The 20,244-nt window shown below is 56.4% G+C and carries 21 protein-coding genes, 1 tRNA gene and 1 pseudogene; 12 read left to right on the plus strand and 11 right to left on the minus strand.

What is annotated here, in order from left to right; all coding sequences use genetic code 11:
- Nucleotides 1-3: 3 nt before the first annotated feature.
- Genes GWQ22_RS05995 through rpoS form a run of 4 tightly spaced genes read left to right on the plus strand, consistent with a single transcriptional unit; the run spans nt 4 to nt 3,283 of the window.
- On the plus strand, nt 4-621 hold the full coding sequence (locus GWQ22_RS05995; RefSeq protein ID WP_108537344.1) for a protein-L-isoaspartate(D-aspartate) O-methyltransferase: 618 nt from the start codon (nt 4-6) through the stop codon (nt 619-621).
- Nucleotides 618-1,199, plus strand: coding sequence for a YqaA family protein (locus tag GWQ22_RS06000; protein WP_042033756.1), 582 nt, complete (start codon nt 618-620; stop codon nt 1,197-1,199). The genes GWQ22_RS05995 and GWQ22_RS06000 overlap by 4 nt, the downstream gene beginning before the upstream one ends.
- A 9-nt stretch (nt 1,200-1,208) precedes the next feature.
- Entirely contained in the window at nt 1,209-2,252 is a 1,044-nt protein-coding gene (locus GWQ22_RS06005) for a peptidoglycan DD-metalloendopeptidase family protein (RefSeq protein WP_212513585.1), read from the plus strand.
- A gap of 47 nt (nt 2,253-2,299) precedes the next feature.
- Complete coding sequence (rpoS, locus tag GWQ22_RS06010; protein WP_042033754.1) at nt 2,300-3,283, plus strand: RNA polymerase sigma factor RpoS; 984 nt, start codon at nt 2,300-2,302, stop codon at nt 3,281-3,283.
- Nucleotides 3,284-3,371: 88 nt separating this feature from the next.
- Here rpoS and tsaD read toward each other — a convergent pair whose 3' ends face one another.
- A complete protein-coding gene (gene tsaD, locus GWQ22_RS06015; RefSeq protein ID WP_043826335.1) occupies nt 3,372-4,385 on the minus strand; it encodes a tRNA (adenosine(37)-N6)-threonylcarbamoyltransferase complex transferase subunit TsaD in 1,014 nt (337 codons plus the stop codon).
- A 179-nt stretch (nt 4,386-4,564) separates the two neighbouring features.
- Between tsaD and rpsU the strand changes: the two genes are divergently transcribed.
- The 6 genes from rpsU to GWQ22_RS06045 all read left to right on the plus strand — a co-directional run bounded on the left by rpsU (nt 4,565) and on the right by GWQ22_RS06045 (nt 10,098).
- The gene (gene rpsU / locus GWQ22_RS06020; protein ID WP_005309452.1) at nt 4,565-4,780 is read left to right on the plus strand and encodes a 30S ribosomal protein S21; all 216 of its coding nucleotides are present in this window, start codon (nt 4,565-4,567) and stop codon (nt 4,778-4,780) included.
- 15 nt (nt 4,781-4,795) lie between these two features.
- A complete protein-coding gene (locus GWQ22_RS06025; RefSeq protein ID WP_275929743.1) occupies nt 4,796-5,239 on the plus strand; it encodes a GatB/YqeY domain-containing protein in 444 nt (147 codons plus the stop codon).
- A gap of 88 nt (nt 5,240-5,327) precedes the next feature.
- Nucleotides 5,328-7,115, plus strand: coding sequence for a DNA primase (gene dnaG, locus GWQ22_RS06030; RefSeq protein WP_275929744.1), 1,788 nt, complete (start codon nt 5,328-5,330; stop codon nt 7,113-7,115).
- Between the two features lie 213 nt (nt 7,116-7,328).
- Nucleotides 7,329-9,194: an RNA polymerase sigma factor RpoD gene (rpoD, locus tag GWQ22_RS06035; RefSeq protein WP_084204523.1), complete on the plus strand. Its 1,866-nt coding sequence runs from the start codon at nt 7,329-7,331 to the stop codon at nt 9,192-9,194.
- 196 nt (nt 9,195-9,390) lie between these two features.
- Nucleotides 9,391-9,467, plus strand: a tRNA-Ile gene (locus tag GWQ22_RS06040).
- 217 nt (nt 9,468-9,684) lie between these two features.
- Complete coding sequence (locus GWQ22_RS06045; RefSeq protein ID WP_275929745.1) at nt 9,685-10,098, plus strand: hypothetical protein; 414 nt, start codon at nt 9,685-9,687, stop codon at nt 10,096-10,098.
- Between the two features lie 204 nt (nt 10,099-10,302).
- On the opposite strand, the gene GWQ22_RS06050 is transcribed toward GWQ22_RS06045, so the two are convergent.
- The 10 genes from GWQ22_RS06050 to purH form a co-directional block, all read right to left on the minus strand.
- Entirely contained in the window at nt 10,303-10,947 is a 645-nt protein-coding gene (locus GWQ22_RS06050; RefSeq protein WP_275929746.1) for an inovirus-type Gp2 protein, read from the minus strand.
- A gap of 323 nt (nt 10,948-11,270) precedes the next feature.
- Entirely contained in the window at nt 11,271-11,705 is a 435-nt protein-coding gene (locus GWQ22_RS06055; protein ID WP_275929747.1) for a hypothetical protein, read from the minus strand.
- A 274-nt stretch (nt 11,706-11,979) separates the two neighbouring features.
- The gene (locus tag GWQ22_RS06060) at nt 11,980-12,729 is read right to left on the minus strand and encodes a hypothetical protein (RefSeq protein WP_275929748.1); all 750 of its coding nucleotides are present in this window, start codon (nt 12,727-12,729) and stop codon (nt 11,980-11,982) included.
- The gene (locus GWQ22_RS06065) at nt 12,726-14,018 is read right to left on the minus strand and encodes a site-specific integrase (protein ID WP_275929749.1); all 1,293 of its coding nucleotides are present in this window, start codon (nt 14,016-14,018) and stop codon (nt 12,726-12,728) included. Before GWQ22_RS06065 ends, GWQ22_RS06060 begins: the two co-directional genes overlap by 4 nt.
- Nucleotides 14,019-14,305: 287 nt before the next feature.
- Entirely contained in the window at nt 14,306-14,449 is a 144-nt protein-coding gene (locus tag GWQ22_RS06070; RefSeq protein WP_275929750.1) for a hypothetical protein, read from the minus strand.
- A 78-nt stretch (nt 14,450-14,527) separates the two neighbouring features.
- The gene (locus GWQ22_RS06075) at nt 14,528-14,764 is read right to left on the minus strand and encodes a tetratricopeptide repeat protein (protein ID WP_275929751.1); all 237 of its coding nucleotides are present in this window, start codon (nt 14,762-14,764) and stop codon (nt 14,528-14,530) included.
- A 120-nt stretch (nt 14,765-14,884) separates the two neighbouring features.
- Nucleotides 14,885-15,448, minus strand: coding sequence for a cytochrome b/b6 domain-containing protein (locus GWQ22_RS06080; protein WP_108536942.1), 564 nt, complete (start codon nt 15,446-15,448; stop codon nt 14,885-14,887).
- Entirely contained in the window at nt 15,429-15,803 is a 375-nt protein-coding gene (locus GWQ22_RS06085) for a cytochrome b562 (protein WP_275929752.1), read from the minus strand. Before GWQ22_RS06085 ends, GWQ22_RS06080 begins: the two co-directional genes overlap by 20 nt.
- Nucleotides 15,804-16,064: 261 nt before the next feature.
- The gene (purD, locus tag GWQ22_RS06090; RefSeq protein ID WP_275929753.1) at nt 16,065-17,354 is read right to left on the minus strand and encodes a phosphoribosylamine--glycine ligase; all 1,290 of its coding nucleotides are present in this window, start codon (nt 17,352-17,354) and stop codon (nt 16,065-16,067) included.
- Nucleotides 17,355-17,468: 114 nt separating this feature from the next.
- Nucleotides 17,469-19,061, minus strand: a complete 1,593-nt coding sequence (purH, locus tag GWQ22_RS06095) for a bifunctional phosphoribosylaminoimidazolecarboxamide formyltransferase/IMP cyclohydrolase (protein ID WP_275929754.1) — start codon at nt 19,059-19,061, stop codon at nt 17,469-17,471.
- Between the two features lie 422 nt (nt 19,062-19,483).
- Between purH and zntR the strand changes: the two genes are divergently transcribed.
- Together zntR and GWQ22_RS21860 are read left to right on the plus strand one after the other, a co-directional pair.
- Nucleotides 19,484-19,924 carry a Zn(2+)-responsive transcriptional regulator gene (gene zntR / locus GWQ22_RS06100; protein ID WP_108535940.1) on the plus strand — a complete coding sequence of 147 codons (441 nt, stop codon included), beginning with the start codon at nt 19,484-19,486 and terminating at the stop codon, nt 19,922-19,924.
- Nucleotides 19,925-20,005: 81 nt separating this feature from the next.
- Nucleotides 20,006-20,101: pseudogene (locus tag GWQ22_RS21860) on the plus strand (dihydrofolate reductase); the annotation flags it as partial.
- Between the last annotated feature and the right edge of the window lie 143 nt (nt 20,102-20,244).

The raw sequence follows: 20,244 nt of genomic DNA on the forward strand, positions 1-20,244 counted from the left end.
GGTGTGATAGTACAGCGCCTGTTAAACCAGCTGATCGCGCAGGACATTCGTGATTTCCGCGTACTCGCGGCGATTGCGAAAGTGCCGCGCCAGCTGTTTGTGGATGAAGCCATGGCCCACAAGGCTTGGGACAACACGGCGTTGCCCATCGGCCACGGTCAAACCATCTCCCAGCCTTATATGGTGGCGCGGATGACCGAGTTGCTGATCCAGAATGCTCCTGCCCATGTGCTGGAGATTGGTACTGGTTCCGGTTATCAGACGGCGGTGTTGGCGCATCTGGTGGAGCATGTCTACACAGTGGAGCGGATCAAGTCGCTGCAGTTTCAGGCCAGACGCCGGTTGCGGCAGCTCGATCTGCACAATGTTTCCGCCAAGCACGGCAACGGCTGGCTGGGCTGGCCCAACAAGGGGCCGTTTGATGCGATCCTGGTGACGGCGGCGGCCAGCGAAGTGCCCACCGCCCTGACCGATCAACTGGCCGATGGCGGCCGTCTGGTACTGCCGGTGGGGGACAGCCAGCAGATGTTGCAGCTGATCGAGCGATCCGGCTCCCAGCTGACCAGCAAGATCCTGGAGCCGGTAAGGTTTGTTCCCCTGATCGACGGAGATGTTGAGTGACCTTGTTTTCTCGTTTGTACGTGCTGGTGATGCAGTGGGCCCGCCACAAGTATGCCCCTTATTATCTGGCGATCACCGCCTTTGCCGAGTCGGTGTTCTGGCCGATCCCGGTGGACGTGATGCTGGCGCCCATGGCGCTGGCCAGGCCGCACAAGGCGTGGCACTACGCCGCACTGGCGACGATCTTCTCCGTATTGGGGGCGCTGTTTGGCTATGCACTCGGTTATGCCCTGTGGGAGCCCGTGGTGCAGCCGCTGGTTACCTCGGTGGGATATGAAGAGAAGATTAGCCTGGCCCGGCAGTGGTTCGAGCAGTGGGGCATCTGGGTGATTTTTATTGCCAGCTTCACGCCGATCCCCTACAAGGTGTTTACCGTCACGGCAGGCCTGTTGCAAATGGCGCTATTGCCCTTCATCGTGACCTCGTTGATCGGTCGTGGCATGCGCTTCTTTTTGGTCGCGGGCCTGATGCGCTGGGGCGGTGAGAAGATGGAGCGCAAGCTGATGCACTATGTGGATGTGCTGGGCTGGCTCTGTATTTGTTTGGCCGTTGTGGCCTATTTCTGGTTTAGTCGTTAAGGATCCACTATGCGTTCGCGTGTTTGGCAAGGAAGCAGTATCGTCGTGTTGTCATGGCTGCTGCTCGCTTGCTCTTCCAGCAAGACTGCTGCTCCGGTACAGGGATTGGGCAATGATCGCCTTGTCTCGACCGTACCGACTCGTCAGGGGACGGCTCAGCCGGCCATTCAGGGCAACAGCTACACGGTGAAAAAAGGGGATACCCTCTACTCCATCGCCTTCAACTCGGGCAATGATGTACCGTCTCTGGCCAGCCTCAACGGCATCAGCCCTCCCTATAACATCTATCCGGGACAACAGATCCGGTTCGATTCGTCCGCCGGCAGCCAGACGGTTGCACGCAGTGCCGGCACCTATCAGGTTCGCCCTGGGGATACTCTGAGCAGCATAGGCCGTCAGTTTGGCATGTCGAATCAGACGCTGGCACAGAGTAACAGCCTGCAGGCACCCTATGCACTCCAGGTTGGCCAGGTGCTGAATGTGCAGTCTGCCAGCACGGGAGGTAGCCAGATGGTCGCCGCGACCCGTCCGGTCACGCCACAAAGTACCGGCCCCAAACCCCTTGCGACAGCGCCATCAGGTACGACCACCCCATTTATCAAACAGAAAACGATTGCTCAGCCATCTTCAAAAGAATACGCTCAGGTCAAAGAACAAAAAACAGACAATAAGCCTCAGTCGAAACTATCTTGGCACTGGCCGACACAAGGCCGGATCGTCGAGGGTTTCTCCGTTGCAGAACAGGGAAACAAGGGCATAGATATCGCTGGTCAGAAGGGGCAACCCGTCTACGCAGCGAGTGGCGGCAAGGTCGTCTATGCGGGTAGCGCACTAAGGGGTTATGGCAAGCTGATTATCCTCAAGCATGATGACGACTACCTCTCTGCCTACGCTCACAATGATGAGTTGCGGGTTAGGGAAGGGGATAGCGTCAAGGGCGGAGAAGTCATTGCCAAGATGGGTAGCACGGACGCACCGGATGTGCGATTGCACTTTGAAATCCGGTATCGAGGCAAATCGATAAACCCGATGAGCCATTTGCCAAAGCGTTAACCCCAGAGAGTTAAGTCTTACTCTGGTTCAGGTCAGGGAGACACGCCATGAGCCAAGAACAACTGGTTATGCAGGATGCAGAGTTAGAGTTTGACGCCGAATCCGAGTCCCATGAAGTAGAAGAGTTGGGCGAGGTCGTCGCCGAGGTGGAAGAGACCATCTCCGATGAACTGATGGCACCGGAACTGAACAAGGTGATGGATGCCACCCAGCTCTACCTGGGGGAGATTGGCTTCTCCCCCCTCCTCACTGCCGAAGAGGAGGTCTATTACGCCCGTCGTGCCTTGCGAGGTGATAAAGCCGCCCGCAAGCGCATGATCGAATCAAACCTGCGACTGGTGGTTAAGATCGCCCGTCGCTACAACAACCGCGGCCTGGTGCTGCTGGATCTTATTGAAGAGGGCAACCTCGGTCTTATTCGCGCAGTCGAGAAGTTCGACCCCGAGCGCGGCTTCCGTTTCTCCACCTATGCTACCTGGTGGATCCGCCAGACCATAGAGCGGGCCATCATGAACCAGACTCGCACCATCCGTCTGCCCATCCATGTGGTCAAGGAGCTGAACGTCTATCTGCGTACTGCTCGTGAACTCTCTCATCGCCTCGATCATGAACCAACCGCAGAGGACATCGCCTTTGCGCTGGATCGCTCGGTAGACGACGTGAATCGCATGCTCAAGCTTAACGAGAAGATCACCTCCGTGGATACCCCAATAGGCGGAGATCGCGACAAGGCGCTGCTGGATGTGCTCTCTGATGAACGTGGTATGGGGCCCGAGCTGGAGTCGCAGGATGACGATATGCGTGCCAGCATTGTGCACTGGCTGGAGGAGCTAAATCCCAAGCAGCGTGAGGTGCTGGCTCGTCGTTTTGGCCTGCTCGGTTATGAACCGGCCACGTTGGAAGACGTGGGGTCCGAGATCGGCTTGACCAGGGAGCGGGTACGCCAGATCCAGGTGGAAGGACTGCGTCGCCTGCGGGAGATCCTGATGGGGCAGGGGCTCTCCATCGAGGCGCTGTTTCGGACCAACTAGCGAGTACCAATCAGGGCGCATATGCGCTGCTGACAGCAACCAAAAAGGGGCCTTCAGCCCCTTTTTCATTGCAGCCGGATCTGCAGGATCACACCGGATCCAGGGTGTCCAGCGGCCAGCGTGGTACGGCCTTGACCGCCAGCGGCTCGAACACACCCGCTTTCAGACGCTGCATACCGGCATAGGCGATCATGGCGCCATTATCGGTGCAATATTCGGTGCGTGGATAGAACACCTCACCCTTGAGACTCTCCATGAGCTCGGCGAGTTGGGCACGCAGGTGACGGTTGGCACTGACACCACCGGCCACCACCAGGCGCGTGAGGCCGGTCTCTTTCAAGGCGCGACGGCACTTGATGGCCAGTGTATCGACCACCGCATCTTCAAACGCACGGGCGATATCGGCGCGGGTCTGCTCATCGTCACCGTTGGCGGCTATGGTGTTGGCAGCAAAGGTCTTGAGACCGGAGAAGCTCATATCGAGCCCCGGACGGTCAGTCATGGGACGGGGGAAGTGGAAACGTCCGGTGGTGCCCTTCTCGGCCAGACGGGAGAGCAGGGGACCGCCCGGATAATCCAGCCCCATCAGCTTGGCGGTCTTGTCAAACGCTTCACCGGCGGCATCATCGATGGATTCGCCCAGCAGCTGATAGCTGCCGATACCGTCGACCCGCACCAGCATGGAGTGGCCACCGGAGACCAGCAGCGCCACGAAGGGGAACTCGGGCGCTCTCTCTTCCAGCATGGGGGCCAGCAGGTGGCCTTCCATATGATGCACGGCGATGGCAGGTTTGTTCCACGCCATCGCCAGCGAGCGGCCTATGGTCGCCCCTACCAAAATGGCGCCAACCAGACCCGGGCCCGCGGTATACGCGATGCCATCAATATCATCTTTGCCCAGTCCCGCCTCTTGCAATGCGGCCTGGATCAACGGGATCGTCTTGCGGACATGATCCCGGCTGGCGAGTTCGGGGACGACGCCACCGTAGTCCGCATGCAGCTTGACCTGGCTGTATAACTGATGGGAAAGGATCCCTTTTTGATCGTCGAAGATCGCGATCCCTGTTTCGTCACAGGATGTCTCTATGCCCAATACACGCATTGCTAAAAAATTTCACTGCTAAAATGAGACGGCTATGGTAACCTTCGCGGGTTTTTTAAACCAGAGCGATCTCTGCGGGTTTACTTTCATTCCCTGTCCAGAGTATAATTTCGCACCATTTTAAGACATGCTGATCGACTGATGGTCAGCTAACAATATATCACTGAGGTGAAAGGCACATGCCAGTAATCAAAGTCCGTGAAAATGAGCCGTTTGACGTTGCTCTGCGTCGCTTCAAGCGTTCTTGCGAAAAGGCCGGTATCCTGTCTGAAGTTCGTAGCCGTGAGTTCTACGAGAAGCCGACTACCATTCGTAAGCGCGCCAAAGCGTCTGCTGTAAAGCGTCACGCCAAGAAGCTGTCTCGCGAAAACGCACGTCGTATCCGCCTGTACTAATCGGGAGATAATGCCGTGTCTCTGAAGGATCAACTCAAGGATCAGCAAAAACTCGCCATGCTTGCCAGAGATAAGGCTCGCCTGGGGACGATCCGTTTGTTGATGGCAGAAATCAAGCTGCGTGAAGTTGATTCCCGTATCGAGCTCAATGATGAGGATATCCTCGCTGTCGTGATCAAAATGGTCAAACAGCGCCGCGATTCCATCAGCCAATTTGAAGCTGCCGGTCGCCAGGATCTCGCCGACAAAGAGTCCGCAGAGATCGTTGTGCTGCAGGAATTCCTGCCACAACAGCTGACCGCAGACGAAATTGCCGCACTGATTGAGCAAGCCATCACTGAAAGTGGTGCTGCCGTCATGGCTGATATGGGCAAGGTCATGGCTGTCTTGAAGCCGAAAATTCAGGGACGTGCCGATGTGGGCGCCGTCAGTGCTCAGGTGAAAACCCGCTTGGCGTAACAGGCAACTCTCTTGTTTGGTCGAAGAAGCCGTGCTTCCCTGGGAATGCGCGGCTTTTTTATTTTCTCCGCAATGAAACAGGACGGTTATGGCAGGCAGGATCCCACAATCCTTTATCGATGATCTGCTCGTACGCACAGACATAGTCGAGCTGATCGACTCGCGAGTGCGGCTGAAAAAAGCCGGTAAAAACTACCAGGCTTGCTGCCCTTTTCATAACGAAAAAAGTCCCTCTTTTACCGTCAGCCAGGAGAAACAGTTCTACCACTGCTTCGGTTGTGGCGCCCACGGCAACGCCATCGGTTTTGTCATGGAGTACGACGGTCTCGAATTTCCCGATGCCATTGAAGAGCTTGCCAACATGCAGGGCATGCAGGTGCCTCGCGAACAGAGCTTTGGTAGCTCGGCCAATAGCCAACCGGCCGTCAGTAAGGATCTGTTCGAGCTGATGAACCAGATCGCCCGCTTCTACGAGAGTAATCTCAAGAGCGCTCCCCATGCGGTGGAGTACCTCAAAGGGCGCGGTCTGACCGGTGAAGTGGTCAAACGATTCAATATCGGCTACGCCCCCAGTGATTGGGATCAGGTGCGCCGCCGCTTCGGCGGCAGCCGGGATCACGAGCAGTTGCTTATCTCGGGCGGCATGCTGATCACCCGTGACAATGGCCCGGGCAGCTATGATCGCTTTCGTGATCGCATCATGTTCCCGATCCGCGACAAGCGTGGCCGGGTAATCGGTTTCGGTGGCCGGGTGCTCGGCGATGGCACGCCCAAGTACCTGAACTCGCCAGAGACCCCCATCTTCCATAAAGGGCGGGAGCTGTTCGGTCTCTACGAGGTGAAGCAGGCACACAAGGATCCGCGTAGGATCCTGGTGGTTGAGGGCTACATGGACGTGGTGGCGCTTGGTCAGTACGACATCGACTATGCGGTGGCGGCGCTGGGTACCGCGACAACCAGCGACCATATCCACACCCTGTTTCGCACCACCGCCGAGGTGGTCTGCTGCTACGACGGTGACAAAGCAGGTCGTGAGGCGGCCTGGCGGGCGCTGGATAATGCCCTCTCCCATCTGCAGGATGGGCGCGAGCTGAAGTTCGTGTTCCTGCCTGATGGCGAAGATCCCGATTCGCTGGTCCGCCAGATTGGCAAGGAGGGCTTTGAAGCCCTGCTGGACCAGGCCCAGCCTTTCGCCGACTTCATGTTTGAGCGTCTGGGGCGGGATGCGGCACTGTCCGGTGAGGCGGGCAAGTTCGAGGTGGCCAATAAGGCTGCCGAGTTGATCCGCCGGGTACCGGAAGGGTTTACCCGTGAGGGGCTGATCACCCGTCTCTCCAGCATGATGCGCTGGGGTGAGAATAAGCAGCGCATCGCCGAACTGTTCGCCCGCAATAGCCAGCCCAAGGCCGAGCTTACCAAACCCAAGGCTGCCAAGCTGACGCCGCTGCGTCGGGCACTGGCTCTGATGATCCAGTACCCTGCGGTGACGGCCGAGCTGCCGGCCATGCCTGAGCTGGCCGGGCTGCGGGTACAAGGAATCAAGTTCTTGCTGCAGCTGCATCAGCAGATCCTGGCGCAGCCCGGGATCACCACGGGCATTTTGCTGGAGCACTGGCGCGGTACCAAAGAGGGCGAGATCCTCGCCCAGCTGGCGATGCACGACTTGTTTGAAGAGATCAAGCTCAACCAGGAGCCGGATATTCTGGGAGAACTGCAAGATACCTTTGTCGGTTTCATCAACCAGTTTCTGAAGCAGCGAATTGAAGAATTGCAGGCCAAGGTGGCTCAGGAAGGGCTAAGCTCTGAGGAAACGCAAGAGCTGATGATGCTGATCAGAGAGGTACAGATTGAGAAAAGAAATGAGAGTGGGGCTTGATATCTGAGTGATTAGTCCCAATATGAATACCGTTGCCCGAATCGACGGGATTAAAAGCAAAAATTTTATAACCGCCTGGCCCCGACAATACTGCGGGCAGGGGTTTCTCATGACCGACGCCGCAACCAGACATAGCATGTCTGGCGGTTTTCTATTAGAATTGGCTATTTGCGCAGCAGCGCACTGTACGCGCAACCTAGCATCACCAACCGGATGAGTTCTATGGAGCAAACCCCGCAGTCTCAGCTTAAACTCCTCGTTGCCAAAGGTAAAGAACAGGGCTACCTGACCTATGCCGAGGTGAACGATCACCTCCCGCAAGACATTGTCGACTCTGACCAGATCGAAGACATCATCCAGATGATCAACGATATGGGTATTCAGGTGGTTGAAAACGCCCCGGATGCTGATGACCTTATCATGGCTGAAGGTGGTACCGCCGATGAGGACGCTGCCGAAGCAGCTGCCCAGGCACTGGCATCTGTTGAATCTGAGATTGGTCGTACGACCGATCCCGTCCGCATGTATATGCGGGAAATGGGTACCGTCGAACTGCTGACCCGCGAAGGCGAAATCGACATCGCCAAGCGGATCGAAGACGGTATCAACCAGGTGCAAAGCTCCGTTGCCGAGTACCCGGAAGCGATTACCTATCTGCTTGAGCAGTATGATAAATACGAAGCAGAACAGCTGCGCCTGTCCGACATCATCTCGGGTTTCATCGATCCTAACGAAACCGATGACGTCGCGCCGACCGCGACTCACATTGGTTCTGAACTCGGCGAAGCCGATCTGGCCGACGAAGATGAAGATGAAGACGAAGATGAAGACGACGACGGCGAAAGCTCGGACGACGACGGTGACGGTGGTCCGGATCCGGAAGTTGCTCGCGAGAAGTTTGGTGAGCTGCGTGCCCAGTATGAGGTAACGCGCCTCTCCATTCAGAAGAATGGCCGCGCGCACGAAGATACCCAGGCCGCGATTGCTTTGCTGGCCGACGTATTCCGTCAATTCCGCCTGATGCCCAAGCAGTTCGATCGTCTGGTCAACAACATGCGTGGGATGATGGAGCGGGTCCGTGTTCAGGAGCGCATCATCATGAAACTCTGCGTTGAGCAGGCCAAGATGCCGAAGAAAACCTTCGTCGCGGCCTTCACCAACAACGAGTGTGAAACGGCCTGGTTTGAATACCAGAAACAGGCTGGCAAAGCCTGGTCTCCCCGTCTGGTCGAGATGGATGAAGACGTGCTGCGTTCCATCGGCAAGCTGCAGCAGATCGAAGAGGAGACTGGTCTCTCCATCGCCCAGATCAAGGATATCAACCGCCGCATGAGCATAGGTGAGGCCAAGGCCCGCCGTGCGAAGAAAGAGATGGTTGAGGCCAACTTGCGTCTGGTTATCTCTATCGCCAAGAAGTACACCAACCGTGGTCTGCAATTCCTGGATCTTATCCAGGAGGGCAACATCGGTCTGATGAAGGCGGTAGACAAGTTTGAATACCGTCGTGGCTACAAGTTTTCGACTTACGCTACCTGGTGGATCCGTCAGGCCATTACCCGCTCCATCGCGGATCAGGCCCGTACCATCCGTATCCCGGTACACATGATCGAGACTATCAACAAGCTCAACCGTATCTCCCGTCAGATGCTGCAGGAGATGGGTCGCGAACCGAACCCGGAAGAGCTGGCCATGCGCATGGGCATGCCGGAAGACAAGATCCGCAAGGTATTGAAGATCGCCAAGGAGCCCATCTCCATGGAGACGCCCATCGGTGATGATGAAGACTCTCACTTGGGCGACTTCATCGAAGATACCACACTGGCTCTGCCGGCGGATGCCGCGACCAGCGAAAGCCTGCGCAATGCGACTCGCGAAGTGCTGGCAGGTCTGACCGCCCGCGAAGCCAAGGTGCTGCGGATGCGTTTCGGGATCGACATGAACACTGACCACACCCTGGAGGAAGTGGGCAAGCAGTTCGACGTCACCCGTGAGCGTATTCGTCAGATCGAAGCCAAGGCACTGCGCAAACTGCGCCACCCGAGCCGTTCGGAAGTGCTGCGCAGCTTCCTGGACGAATAGTCCCTGGTATGTGCCCAGAGCCGTCGTCTCAAAAGCCCCGCTATGCGGGGCTTTGTTTTATCCGGACTTTATGGGACGTGAGCCGGTTGGCAGGAATATTGGCAGGAAAGTGGACAAAATGTCGCCAAGTGGTTGATCTGCCTATAGACTGGCTTCTCCACATCTCCTATAATCCACGCCGCAAAACCAACAATCTGGCCCCTTAGCTCAGTTGGTTAGAGCAGTCGACTCATAATCGATTGGTCGCCCGTTCAAGTCGGGCAGGGGCCACCAATTTCAGAAAGGCGTAGCAGGTTAGTAACCGCTACGCCTTTTGCTTATCTGACGTTTTTGGGTGCTTTAATGGGTGCTTTTAAGATGATGCTACCCCTCCCTATCCCCCTCCTTTGCGATTTGCTACCACTTGCGCAGTAGGGGGGAGGACTTGATCAGCTCAAGTTGATAACATGGTGCTCAATGAGACACTCGATTAGCCTAGGGATGTAAGATAGTGCGATTTTTAGCCATGTTGGGATTGCTACTGGGGGCATATTCGCCCCATTCCATCGCAGATTGCTGGGTTGTCACTAACCTAAGCGGCTATGGCGCAATAGCTAGTGATAAATATGCGTTCGATAAAGACCAATTCACGAATGGCGTCTTCCAAGTATCCATTGATGGAAAGGATGGAAATGTCACCAGCGTCGGTAAAAGCATTATGACTGGTGACATGTTTTATATGCCAGTGTCGGGTGACACGTTAATCGGGCTGTACAGTGATGATCGCTGGACTACAGTCGAAACTTGGTCGATAACCCGTGATAGAAAGGTGCTCTATACCAAAACAATAAACTCAACGGATAATAAATGGTCAACTTCTCGTTCGATGGTTGGTGATGTTGTGGGAGCGTGTGTAAAAAAATAAAGTTATTCGGTATCTACCGCTTGTTGTACGTGATCATCTTCTTACCGTTCTGGTTACTGTGTATAAGTGGCTTACTGCTCACCATTTTTGTAGTCTGGTTGGCTAAAAAGTCATGAATTGAGCCTTAAGTGGTCTAGCCGTGGTCTCTTCAATTTCTGTTCAATTCCCTCAAATTTTCCTCAATGGGGGCGGGCCTGTTCAAATTCATTCAAATCGAATGCTTTGCTTAATTTGCGAGTAGCCGAAATCACGCACCCCATCCGGTCGGTAGCCTTTGCCCCGCTCCTTGGCAAGGTATGAGATACGGTAAACAGCCTCGGCGATATTGTGGCTGTCAGTCATCAGATAGCCGTTCTCGGGAATGGATAAGCGCCCCCCTTTACGCTGCCAAATCTCGGCTAATTCCTCATACAATCGGGCGGGGTGACGTAGCTTGTCGCCGTCTATGAGAAGGGCCATATGGTAGTGCTGGCGCTTGGCTTTCTCCTGCTCACGACACCACACGTATTCTAATCGCGTTCCGTGCTCTCTCGTTACATAGCGGCCAGCTTGCTTTAAGAATGCGCTCAGGCGCTCGCTGGTGGCTTCTCCCTCGCCCATGCTCAGGTCGAGCCGAACAAACAGCACCCGCCGATAACGCGCCACCGCCTCCATGATGCGCCGGATCATCTCGCTCAATGGTTTGGTGTAACAGCCGCTCGCTGGCGTGGTGTTGATCGAATAATTCTTCCCTTGATAGCAGTAAACGGGCTGGTGGGTTACGTGGCCATAACGCTTGCCTTGCTTACGCTTGGTTTTGCCTGTGATCTTGGCAGCAACAGCACTTGGCAGGCCATCAGCTAACATCATAGGGCCGCCCTCGCCGTGTTTTCTGCCTCAACTAGGTAGACCTCTAAACCTGAACCTTTCCTCATATAGATATTATAAAAAACCGCCCTGTTTTCCGGTTTTTCGCTCCCAGCTAGGCCCCGCCAATACTGGGGTTTCCCCTGTTCATCAATCCCAATTAGCATGTCCCAATTAACGTAAATCGTTTCACGCCGTATCAGGCCAGCGAACGGGCATAGCAACAGGCGACAAGGCTTGCCGTTGGTGGTTTTCATCATGGGTGATATGCTCAATGGTGCTGGTGGCCCTACTTTGTCGAGGACGGCCACCAGCAGGCTTACAATTTACGCCTCGGGCTCGCTCGGGGCGCTTTCGTTTTTGGCGTTAAACACTTCCAGCAGCTCAATAGCCTCCAGCTTCTCGACCGATGCTCTAGCGGCCCTTTGTGCCTCGTTGATGGCTTGGGCGGCGCTCTTGGTTCTCAGCTCGACCCGCCGCTCATGGCGGGCTTGGGCATCAAGGCGCAGATCCCCTGACTTGTGACGGTCGTCCAGCTTGCGGGCAAGAATCTTGCCGTCAGCCCCCAACACGTTAATGATTCGCCACAGATAGCGATCGCCTTCAAGACGCTGTAGCAAAGATCGGTAGTTATGGCCGAACTGGCGGCAAAGCTCCTTTTCCGTAACGGACTCATCACGTAAGAGCAAAGCCAGCACCATGCGGGCTTTGCAGTTGAGGCGGGGGAATGCCAAAGCCGGAGCGCAGTTGTTAATCATCATGCTGCCTCCCCTTTGCGGCGAGAGTTAATCCATGCGGCCAGTTCATCGGCATCAAATCGCACGGAGTTAGGGCCTATATAGATGGCTTGCGGAAAGTTTGCGGCTGGATTCCTGCGTAGTCGTTCACAGGTTGAACGGCTAACACCAAGACGGCGGGTTACTTCTGAAATCGGGATTAACATGAAATATCTCCTAATGCCATCGGGTCTCTAGCCGTGGCTTCTTCGGAGCTATGAAAACAGATTTCTGAAAAATCAAAGGGACAAAATTTCCGCTATTGTTGCCCCCCAGTATTTCGTTTAATTGCTCTCGTTGCCAAGCTAATAAGAGTGGGCTCAAGACCCCAAGCATCGGCTAACAAGAGAATCCACTTGGCATTATCTTTTGTACTGCGCGTTCCAATCCCAAATTGGCCGAATTTGGCCCTAGCCTCTTCTATTGAGGTCAGCAAAGCCTTGGAAACGTCATCACGTTCCCTTTCCTCGGTTTCCTTGACCTTGGCGAGTAACTTGGCCGCATTGACGATCTCGCTCGGATAAACATTTACCTCCCCATGCAACATTATCGACAAGCCAATCCGCTCTTCATTTTCTATCCGGCGTTCATAGTTTTTAACTATGCCACGAAGCCAATCATCTATGAGGTCAGTTTGATGACTAGGCTTTACCCCTCTGGGGCTTTGATGCCCCACTTGCCACTCATGCTTGTAACTTGTTCTCATATCGGGGGCTAATTCAGCCATTTGTACGCACAGACTCACTTCACACCATCTTTGGCGCTCAGGTGATAGCTGATTTCGCTTTGTCTGCCAATCTCTTGATTGGCCTATCGTGGTCCATCGGTTGTTGATTGCGTGCAATGCTCGTATTTGTAAGAGCGCCAAAACTTCACAGTTCTCCATCAAGCCCCCCGAACGGCAATACTCGGCACCAAACTCACAGCGGCCCAGTTCCCGCCAATGTTTATTTAATTCTTTAGGGGTCAATGGTTCTTTCAATACTTGGCTGATAAATGGCTGACTCATCGCTGATCCCCAAACTTCACACTGACCACGTTATCCGCTGCGAGATCCAGCAGCCGCCGCTCCCATAGCTCCAAGGCTCGCCGCTTCTCAGGCAGGTACTCATAGCGGTCATAGTGTTTGCTCGATACGTCATTCAGGGCGTGATTCTGTAGGCGGTCGCGCAGGTCTTTGGCTATGCCAAGCTCACCCATCAGGGTTTTACAGGTACGGCGGAAATCGCGGGGGATGAAGTGGGCTATCTCGGTGCGTTTGCGGTAACGGTCAACGGCTTGGCTTAATGACGCCATCGGCATAGGCTCGTTCGGTTTGGTGGCGTGAGCAAAGATAAAGGGACTTTCCCCCGCCGCCGCTTGCTGCTCTCTCAGCACCCGCAAGGCGCTATCAGTGAGCGGGATCAGGTGGGGGCGGCCATTTTTGGAAAGCTCGGCGGTAATGGTCAGGGTCTTGCCTTGCCAGTCGATACTTGCCCAGCGTGAGGCGGCGAGTTCATAGGGACGTTGGCCGCCCGTGAAGAAACAGAGTCGGGTCAGGCTGCGTAGGGTCAAACCTAAGCTGGTGGGCCGCTCCATATCATCGAGCAACTGGCGAGCCTCTGCCCACGTCAGGAAACGTTCCCCAACACGCTCGGCGGCCTTTTGCTTGGGTATGGCTGCCACCGGATTAAGCACCAAGCCGAATTTGGCATCGTCTATGAAATTGGCGGGGTCGTTGTCATGCTTGAGGCCATAACTGAAAGCTGCCATCAGGTAACTTCTAACGCGATTAGATTGGGTAGCAGCACCACGGCGGATCATGTGCGCCAGAATGATTTTTATGTCGTGCGCGGTCACGTCCTTGGCTTTGGTCGTGGGTTTGATTACTGGGTACGCCTCTTTCTCCAAGGCCAGCAACACGGCGGCATAGGTGCGCTTGCCATCCTTCTTCATCTGCTCGGTGTAGCTTTTGAATAGCTGTTCAATAGTGCCTTGCTGTTCATGCTCCCGCTGCTCTTGATCCCGCTCTCTGGTTTGGCGCGTCAGCTCATCTTTGGGGTCTAGGCCATCACGGATCATCTGGCTGAATGCCTTGGCCTTTTCGCGGGCATCGGCAAGGGAGAGGGTCGGAAAGCGGCCAAGCTGAATGAAGGCGCGTTTCTCGTTGCGGGTATAGCGAAACACAAACATCTTGCCGCCACTCGGCAACACCTTGACGCCTAACCCACCAGCCCCACGGGTACGGTCATCATCCATCTTGTAATAGGCGCTTTCTTTCGCCACCAGCGCGGCGATCTCGTTGTGTGTTAGCGGCATAGTCGATTGGTCTCAGCTAAAGGCACCCAAACGTTAAATTGGGTGCTGTAATGGGTGCTTTTAAGGTGAAGCTACCTGATACTTTGTGAGACTCAATGATACAAGTGATTTTTCTATATGTCTGTGATTTAAGGGGTTTTTATACCAAACCTGAGACAGGGTGAAACGTTGTGAAAACGTTAAATTCACGACTCATAATCGATTGGTCGCCCGTTCAAGTCGGGCAGGGGCCACCAAATTTCGCAAAAAGGCCGCTCATGATGAGCGGCCTTTTTGTTGCTGGCTATTTACCAGCGTCGATCCAGATCGGCGGCATAGAGGGTGATGGCGTGTCGGTAAGGTGCCAGAGCCGGATCTGTCGCCGTCTCTGCCAGTACCGCCAGCAGGCTCTCCATCCCCTCCTTGTTGCGCCCCAGGTTGTAACAAACCATAGCGCGAAACACCTTGAACTCATTGGCATCGGGGAAACGGGCCAGTCCTTGCTCGAAGGCGGCTAGCGCCTCCGGGTATTACCCTGTGGTGCGATAAGCGCTGCCAAGGCCGAGCCAGGCGCCACGCAGAGACTCATCCGTCAGCCCCAGTGCGATAGCCTGTTGGTAGAGTGGAATGGCCTGTGCCTCTCGTCCCAGGTTATCGTGCAGGCAGGCAACTTCGTAATGCAGCCCGGCATGTCGTGGATGCGCGATGAGTTGCAGCAGGCCGTGCTGGCGAGCCTCTTCTATCCTGCCCTCTGCCTTGAGTCTCAAGCTGTTTCATGGGTGCTCCTGCATAGAAATAGGGTAAAAGCATGTCTGCGGGACCAGGGCGGGAGGGGGGCGAGTCGACAAGGGACAGACCCGGCCAGGGGCGCGGGTCTGTCTGACATATCAGGAGTGTTGATCCTGACTCGCTGGCGCTTGCTGCGCACGCTTGCCGCGTACCGAAGGCAACATGCGCGCCACCAGATTGCTGCGTTGGCGCCAGGAGGTGAATGCGAGAGCAGTCAGATGCAGCGCGATCAGCCCTTGCAGCGCCCAGGTACACCAGAGGTGCCAGTCGTCGGCCCCGAGTTCAAAGCCCAGCTCAGTGTTCTGAAACCAGCCGCTACCTGCGGTGGCCAGTATGGTCAGCCAGAGCGCCCATACCGCCAGCTTGCCGCTGCCATGATGGCCGGGGGTTGCCGGGGTGCGTTCATGCAACGCCACGGCCTGCTGGCGAAAATCTGCCCGGCTCGGGATCAAGGCTCGCAGCCGGGCATGGCCCTTGGCGAAAGAGAGCCCCCACACCAGGCGCAGGCCGATCAGTGTCATGGCGGTATACCCCAGCCATTCATGCCACTCCTCGCCGGCTTCGTTGAGCCAGAGATTGCCGACACAGGCAGCCGCCACACCCCAGTGGGTGAGGCGGACCAGACTATCCCAGTGAAAGGGATCAGCCTTTTTGCTTGGCATATTTGTGGTACTCCTTCTTCAGGTCATTGACCTTGGCCAGGTGCTCGCGCGCCTTGGCGTCGTCACCCGCCTTGAGGGCTGCCAGGCTGGCATCCAGCTCGGTCTGTACCTTGTTCATGCCTTCCAGGAACTTCTCTTTCTTGGCGGTTGGCATGTTCTTCAGCTTGGCAACGTCGAGCTGAGCCTTCATCTCGTTGATGTGCTTCTCCATGGCGGCTGCATCGTCAGCTTTGACAGCCTGCTTGTAGTTGAAGCCGATCTTTTTCATCGGCTGTTCCAGCTCACCGGCCATGGCGGGCAGGGTCATCAGGCCAAACATCAGGGGCAGCAACAGGGGGCGAACAGTTTTCAACATGGGATTTCCTTATTTAACGACATGCTTATCAATTTTTGGTTGGTTTCCTATGAACCCTTATTTGGTGTTCATGACAGGCATGATGCCATGAGCCACCGTGAACTGTTTGTGAAAATTGCTGTTTTTTGTCACAAATGGTAACGAGAGAGGGGGAAATGTGAGGGAGATGGCGAGTGATCACCCTAGGGCAAGGTGACTGGTCGCGGCATGTGAAAAAGGGCCCGCAGGCCCTGATGAACATGTGTGTGCGACTGTTGGAAATTACTGCTCCTGCTCGCGCTCTATGGCGCGCCAGCCGATATCCTTGCGGTAGAAGACGCCATCCCACTTGATGCGCGCCGCCAGTTGATAGGCACGCTGCTGGGCGTCGGCAACGGTATGGCCGAGGGCGGTTGCGCACAGCACGCGGCCACCCTTGGTCAGGCTGGTATGCCCTTCCAGCCGGGTACCGGCATGGAACACCTTCTCACCGGCCACCTCATCCACCGGCAGGCCGCTGATGGGGTGATTGGTACTGTAATCGCCGGGATAACCCCCCGCCGCCAGCACCACGCCGATGGCGGCACGGGGATCATAGATGGCCTCTTTCTGATCCAGCTTGCCTTCGCAGGCCGCCAGGCAGAGTTCCACCAGATCGGACTGCATCCGCAGCATGATAGGCTGGGTCTCGGGGTCGCCGAAGCGGCAGTTGAACTCGATCACCTTGGGGTTACCTTCGCCATCGATCATCAGACCGGCGTAGAGGAACCCGGTGTAGACATTGCCTTCGGCCGCCATGCCACGCACGGTCGGCATGATGACCTGCTCCATGACCTTCTTGTGCACGTCAGCAGTCACTACCGGCGCCGGGGAGTAAGCGCCCATACCACCGGTATTGAGGCCGGTATCGCCGTCACCGACCCGTTTGTGATCCTGACTGGTGGCCATGGGCAGCACGTGCTCGCCGTCGACCATGACGATGAAACTCGCCTCTTCGCCATCCAGAAACTCTTCGATCACCACCCGCGAGCCCGCGTCGCCAAAGGCATTGCCGGAGAGCATGTCGCGTACTGCCTCCTCTGCCTCCTGCAAGGTCATGGCGACAATCACCCCCTTGCCCGCCGCCAGACCATCGGCCTTGATGACGATAGGCGCGCCCTTCTCGCGCAGGTAGGCGAGCGCAGGTTCCACCTCGGTGAAGTTCTGGTAGTCGGCGGTCGGAATCGCGTGACGGGCCAGGAAATCCTTGGTGAAGGCCTTGGAGCCTTCCAGTTGGGCGGCGGCAGCGGTCGGGCCGAAGATGGACTGACCGGCGGCGCGGAAGGCATCCACCACCCCTTTGACCAGCGGCGCTTCCGGCCCGACTATGGTGAGGCCGACCTGTTTCTCTTTGGCGAAGGCCAGCAGCCCATCGATATCGGTTGCCTCGATGGCGACGTTCTCGACGCCCGGCTCAAGCTGGGTGCCCGCATTGCCCGGTGCCACGAAAACGTGGTGTACCAGTGGAGAGTGTTTGGCTTTCCATGCCAGGGCGTGTTCACGACCGCCGTTGCCAATGATCAGTACTTTCATCGTATCGCTCGCTTCTATTTGTGGTCACTGGCTGGCATCCCGGTGCCGTCAGCCAGTGACAATAGTCAGTTGAAAAGAGACAACAAAAGGGCCGCCAGCGGCGACCCTGACCCATCAGTGACGGAAATGGCGCATGTTGGTGAACACCATTGTCATGCCGTGTTCGTCGGCGGCGTCGATCACCTCCTGATCGCGCATTGAGCCACCCGGCTGAATGACGCAGGAGATACCGGCGGCCGCGGCGGCGTCTATGCCATCGCGGAACGGGAAGAAGGCATCGGAGGCCATGACGGAGCCCGCCACTGTCAGCCCTTCATCCTCGGCTTTGATGCCGGCGATCTTGGCGGAGTAGACCCGGCTCATCTGGCCGGCGCCGACGCCGATGGTCTGGCCCGCTTTGGCGTAGACGATGGCGTTGGATTTGACGAACTTGGCCACTTTCCAGCAGAACAGCAGATCTTTCAGTTCGGCTTCGGTCGGCTGGCGCTTGCTGACCACTTTCAGGTCATCCTGCGTCACCATGCCGAGATCCCGCTCCTGCACCAGCAGGCCGCCGTTGACGCGCTTGAGGTCAAAACCTTGCGCCGATGCCGTCCACTGGCCACATTCGAGCAGGCGCACGTTCTGCTTGCTGGCAACGGCGTCACGGGCTGCTTGGCTCACCGTCGGGGCGATGATCACTTCGACAAACTGACGAGCCACGATGGCCGCCGCAGTGGCACCATCCAGCTCGCGGTTGAAGGCGATGATGCCGCCAAAGGCGGAGGTGGGGTCGGTCTGGTAGGCGCGATCGTAGGCACTCAGCAGGTCGTCACCGATGGCCACGCCGCAGGGGTTGGCATGCTTGACGATGACGCAGGCCGGTTCGCTGAACTCCTTCACGCACTCCAGCGCCGCATCGGTATCGGCGATGTTGTTGTAGGAGAGCGCCTTGCCTTGCAGCTGGGTAGCGCTGGATACAGAACCCGGCGCGGCCTGCTCTTCGGCGTAGAAAGCGGCAGCCTGATGGCTGTTCTCGCCGTAACGCATGTCCTGCTTCTTGATGAACTGGCTGTTGAAGGTGCGCGGGAAGCGGGACTCTTCGTCACCCTCCTTGTTGTCACCGTAGGAAGGAACCATGGTGCCGAAGTAGTTGGCGATCATGCCGTCGTAGGCGGCGGTATGCTCGAAGGCTGCGATGGCAAGGTCAAAACGGGTCGCCAGTTTCAGGCTGTTGCCATTGCTATCCATTTCACGAATAACGCGATCGTAGTCGGCAGCCTTGACGACGATGGCGACATCTTTGTGGTTTTTAGCAGCAGAGCGCACCATGGTCGGGCCGCCGATGTCGATGTTCTCGACCGCATCGGCCAGGGTGCAGTCTGCTTTGGCCACAGTGGCGGCAAAGGGGTAGAGGTTGACGACAACCATGTCGATGGGGGAGATAGCGTGCTGGGCCATGATGGCGTCATCCTGATCGCGACGACCGAGAATGCCGCCGTGGACCTTGGGATGCAGGGTCTTGACCCGGCCATCCATCATTTCAGGAAAACCCGTGTAGTCGGAGACCTCGGTCACCGGCAGACCCGCGTCGGCGAGCAACTTGGCGGTGCCGCCGGTGGAGAGCAAGGCCACGCCACGTTCGTTGAGTGCCTTGGCAAATTCCAGGATGCCAGTTTTGTCAGACACACTCAGCAGTGCACGGCGAATGGGTCGAGCTTGTTCCATCACACTATCGTCCTCAGCATAACGGGGACCGTTCCATGGGAGGCGAGGCTCAACACAGAGAGTCCCCAAATAAATGGAAGTGGGGGATTTCGCAAACCACGCTCACCCGGATAGTCGTTCAAAGGCAAACGTGTTTTAAGAAATGCCCGCTTGACGCGACGCTCTCTTGTGGGCGCGTATTCTACACAAAAAATGTGAGCTGCGGTGGATTTTTTAACGTGGCGAAGCCTTGTCTGGTGCGGTGTTAAACGTTTTTCGATGGTTTTTTGTAAAACGTTTGTCTTTTCAGCGTTTTGATGGAAAAAAGTGACGGCAACCCTTTTGGGTTGTCCGTTTTCTGTCCTTGGCTGGCAATCAATGGGCAAAGGGGCGATAGTGGGTTCCGGTTTTTATTGCAGCTTATATCCAGCGGGAGAGAGAGCATGTATCGGATCGGTGAACTGGCGAAGGCGTGCGGGGTGAAGGCGGATACCCTGCGTTTCTACGAGAAGAACGGCCTCATCTCGCCCGGGATCCGCAACGAGTCTGGTTACCGCCTCTACGGCGATCAGGACAAGCGGCGATTGGAGTTCATCATCCGCGCCAAGTCGGTGGGCTTCTCCCTTGCTGACATAGGTGAGCTGCTCAGCCTCGACACCAACAAGGCCAAGGTTACCTGTCAGGAGGTGAAGGCGGTGGCCGACACCAAGTTGACCCAGGTGGAGCAGAAGATCGTGGAGCTGACCCGCTTTCGCGAAAACCTGCGGGAGCTCTCCAACATCTGCTGTGGCGGCCCGCGCTCGGCGGAGCACTGCGCCATCCTGGAAGTGCTCGAATCTGGCGCCCCCGCCCAGCATGAGCATCATGCCCACGTCCATGAATAAACCCAATGACCCAAAAGCGCTTGCTGGTTGCGAACAGTAAAATAGCGCCGTATCAGCCGCTTGCTCGCAGAGATAAATATCATGATGACAAGACCCAGCATCACCGTCTTTTTGGCGCTTTCCCTTGATGGTTTCATCGCGGGGGAGGCCAACTCACTCGACTGGCTGACGCCTTATGCTTCCGATCCACCCGAGAGTTATGGTGATTTCTGGTGTATGGGGGAGATAGAGAAGGTGGCGTATCCTGCTGATTGATTCCCGCGAAGAATCTCAATTAACAGAGGTGATACGCCATGACCAATTCTACCCTCAGAGTCCTG

Source organism: Aeromonas sp. 1HA1 (assembly GCF_029237385.1).
Taxonomy (GTDB): domain Bacteria; phylum Pseudomonadota; class Gammaproteobacteria; order Enterobacterales; family Aeromonadaceae; genus Aeromonas; species Aeromonas popoffii.

Coding starts and splice junctions, on each gene's coding strand:
- GWQ22_RS06005 (WP_212513585.1), top strand. CDS start 1,209: ATGCGTTCGCGTGTTTGGCAAGGAAGCAGTATCGTCGTGTTGTCATGG.
- rpoS (WP_042033754.1), top strand. CDS start 2,300: ATGAGCCAAGAACAACTGGTTATGCAGGATGCAGAGTTAGAGTTTGAC.
- tsaD (WP_043826335.1), bottom strand. CDS start 4,385: ATGCGTGTATTGGGCATAGAGACATCCTGTGACGAAACAGGGATCGCG.
- rpsU (WP_005309452.1), top strand. CDS start 4,565: ATGCCAGTAATCAAAGTCCGTGAAAATGAGCCGTTTGACGTTGCTCTG.
- dnaG (WP_275929744.1), top strand. CDS start 5,328: ATGGCAGGCAGGATCCCACAATCCTTTATCGATGATCTGCTCGTACGC.
- rpoD (WP_084204523.1), top strand. CDS start 7,329: ATGAGTTCTATGGAGCAAACCCCGCAGTCTCAGCTTAAACTCCTCGTT.
- GWQ22_RS06050 (WP_275929746.1), bottom strand. CDS start 10,947: ATGATGTTAGCTGATGGCCTGCCAAGTGCTGTTGCTGCCAAGATCACA.
- GWQ22_RS06055 (WP_275929747.1), bottom strand. CDS start 11,705: ATGATGATTAACAACTGCGCTCCGGCTTTGGCATTCCCCCGCCTCAAC.
- GWQ22_RS06060 (WP_275929748.1), bottom strand. CDS start 12,729: ATGAGTCAGCCATTTATCAGCCAAGTATTGAAAGAACCATTGACCCCT.
- GWQ22_RS06065 (WP_275929749.1), bottom strand. CDS start 14,018: ATGCCGCTAACACACAACGAGATCGCCGCGCTGGTGGCGAAAGAAAGC.
- GWQ22_RS06070 (WP_275929750.1), bottom strand. CDS start 14,449: ATGGTTTGTTACAACCTGGGGCGCAACAAGGAGGGGATGGAGAGCCTG.
- GWQ22_RS06080 (WP_108536942.1), bottom strand. CDS start 15,448: ATGCCAAGCAAAAAGGCTGATCCCTTTCACTGGGATAGTCTGGTCCGC.
- GWQ22_RS06085 (WP_275929752.1), bottom strand. CDS start 15,803: ATGTTGAAAACTGTTCGCCCCCTGTTGCTGCCCCTGATGTTTGGCCTG.
- purD (WP_275929753.1), bottom strand. CDS start 17,354: ATGAAAGTACTGATCATTGGCAACGGCGGTCGTGAACACGCCCTGGCA.
- purH (WP_275929754.1), bottom strand. CDS start 19,061: ATGGAACAAGCTCGACCCATTCGCCGTGCACTGCTGAGTGTGTCTGAC.
- zntR (WP_108535940.1), top strand. CDS start 19,484: ATGTATCGGATCGGTGAACTGGCGAAGGCGTGCGGGGTGAAGGCGGAT.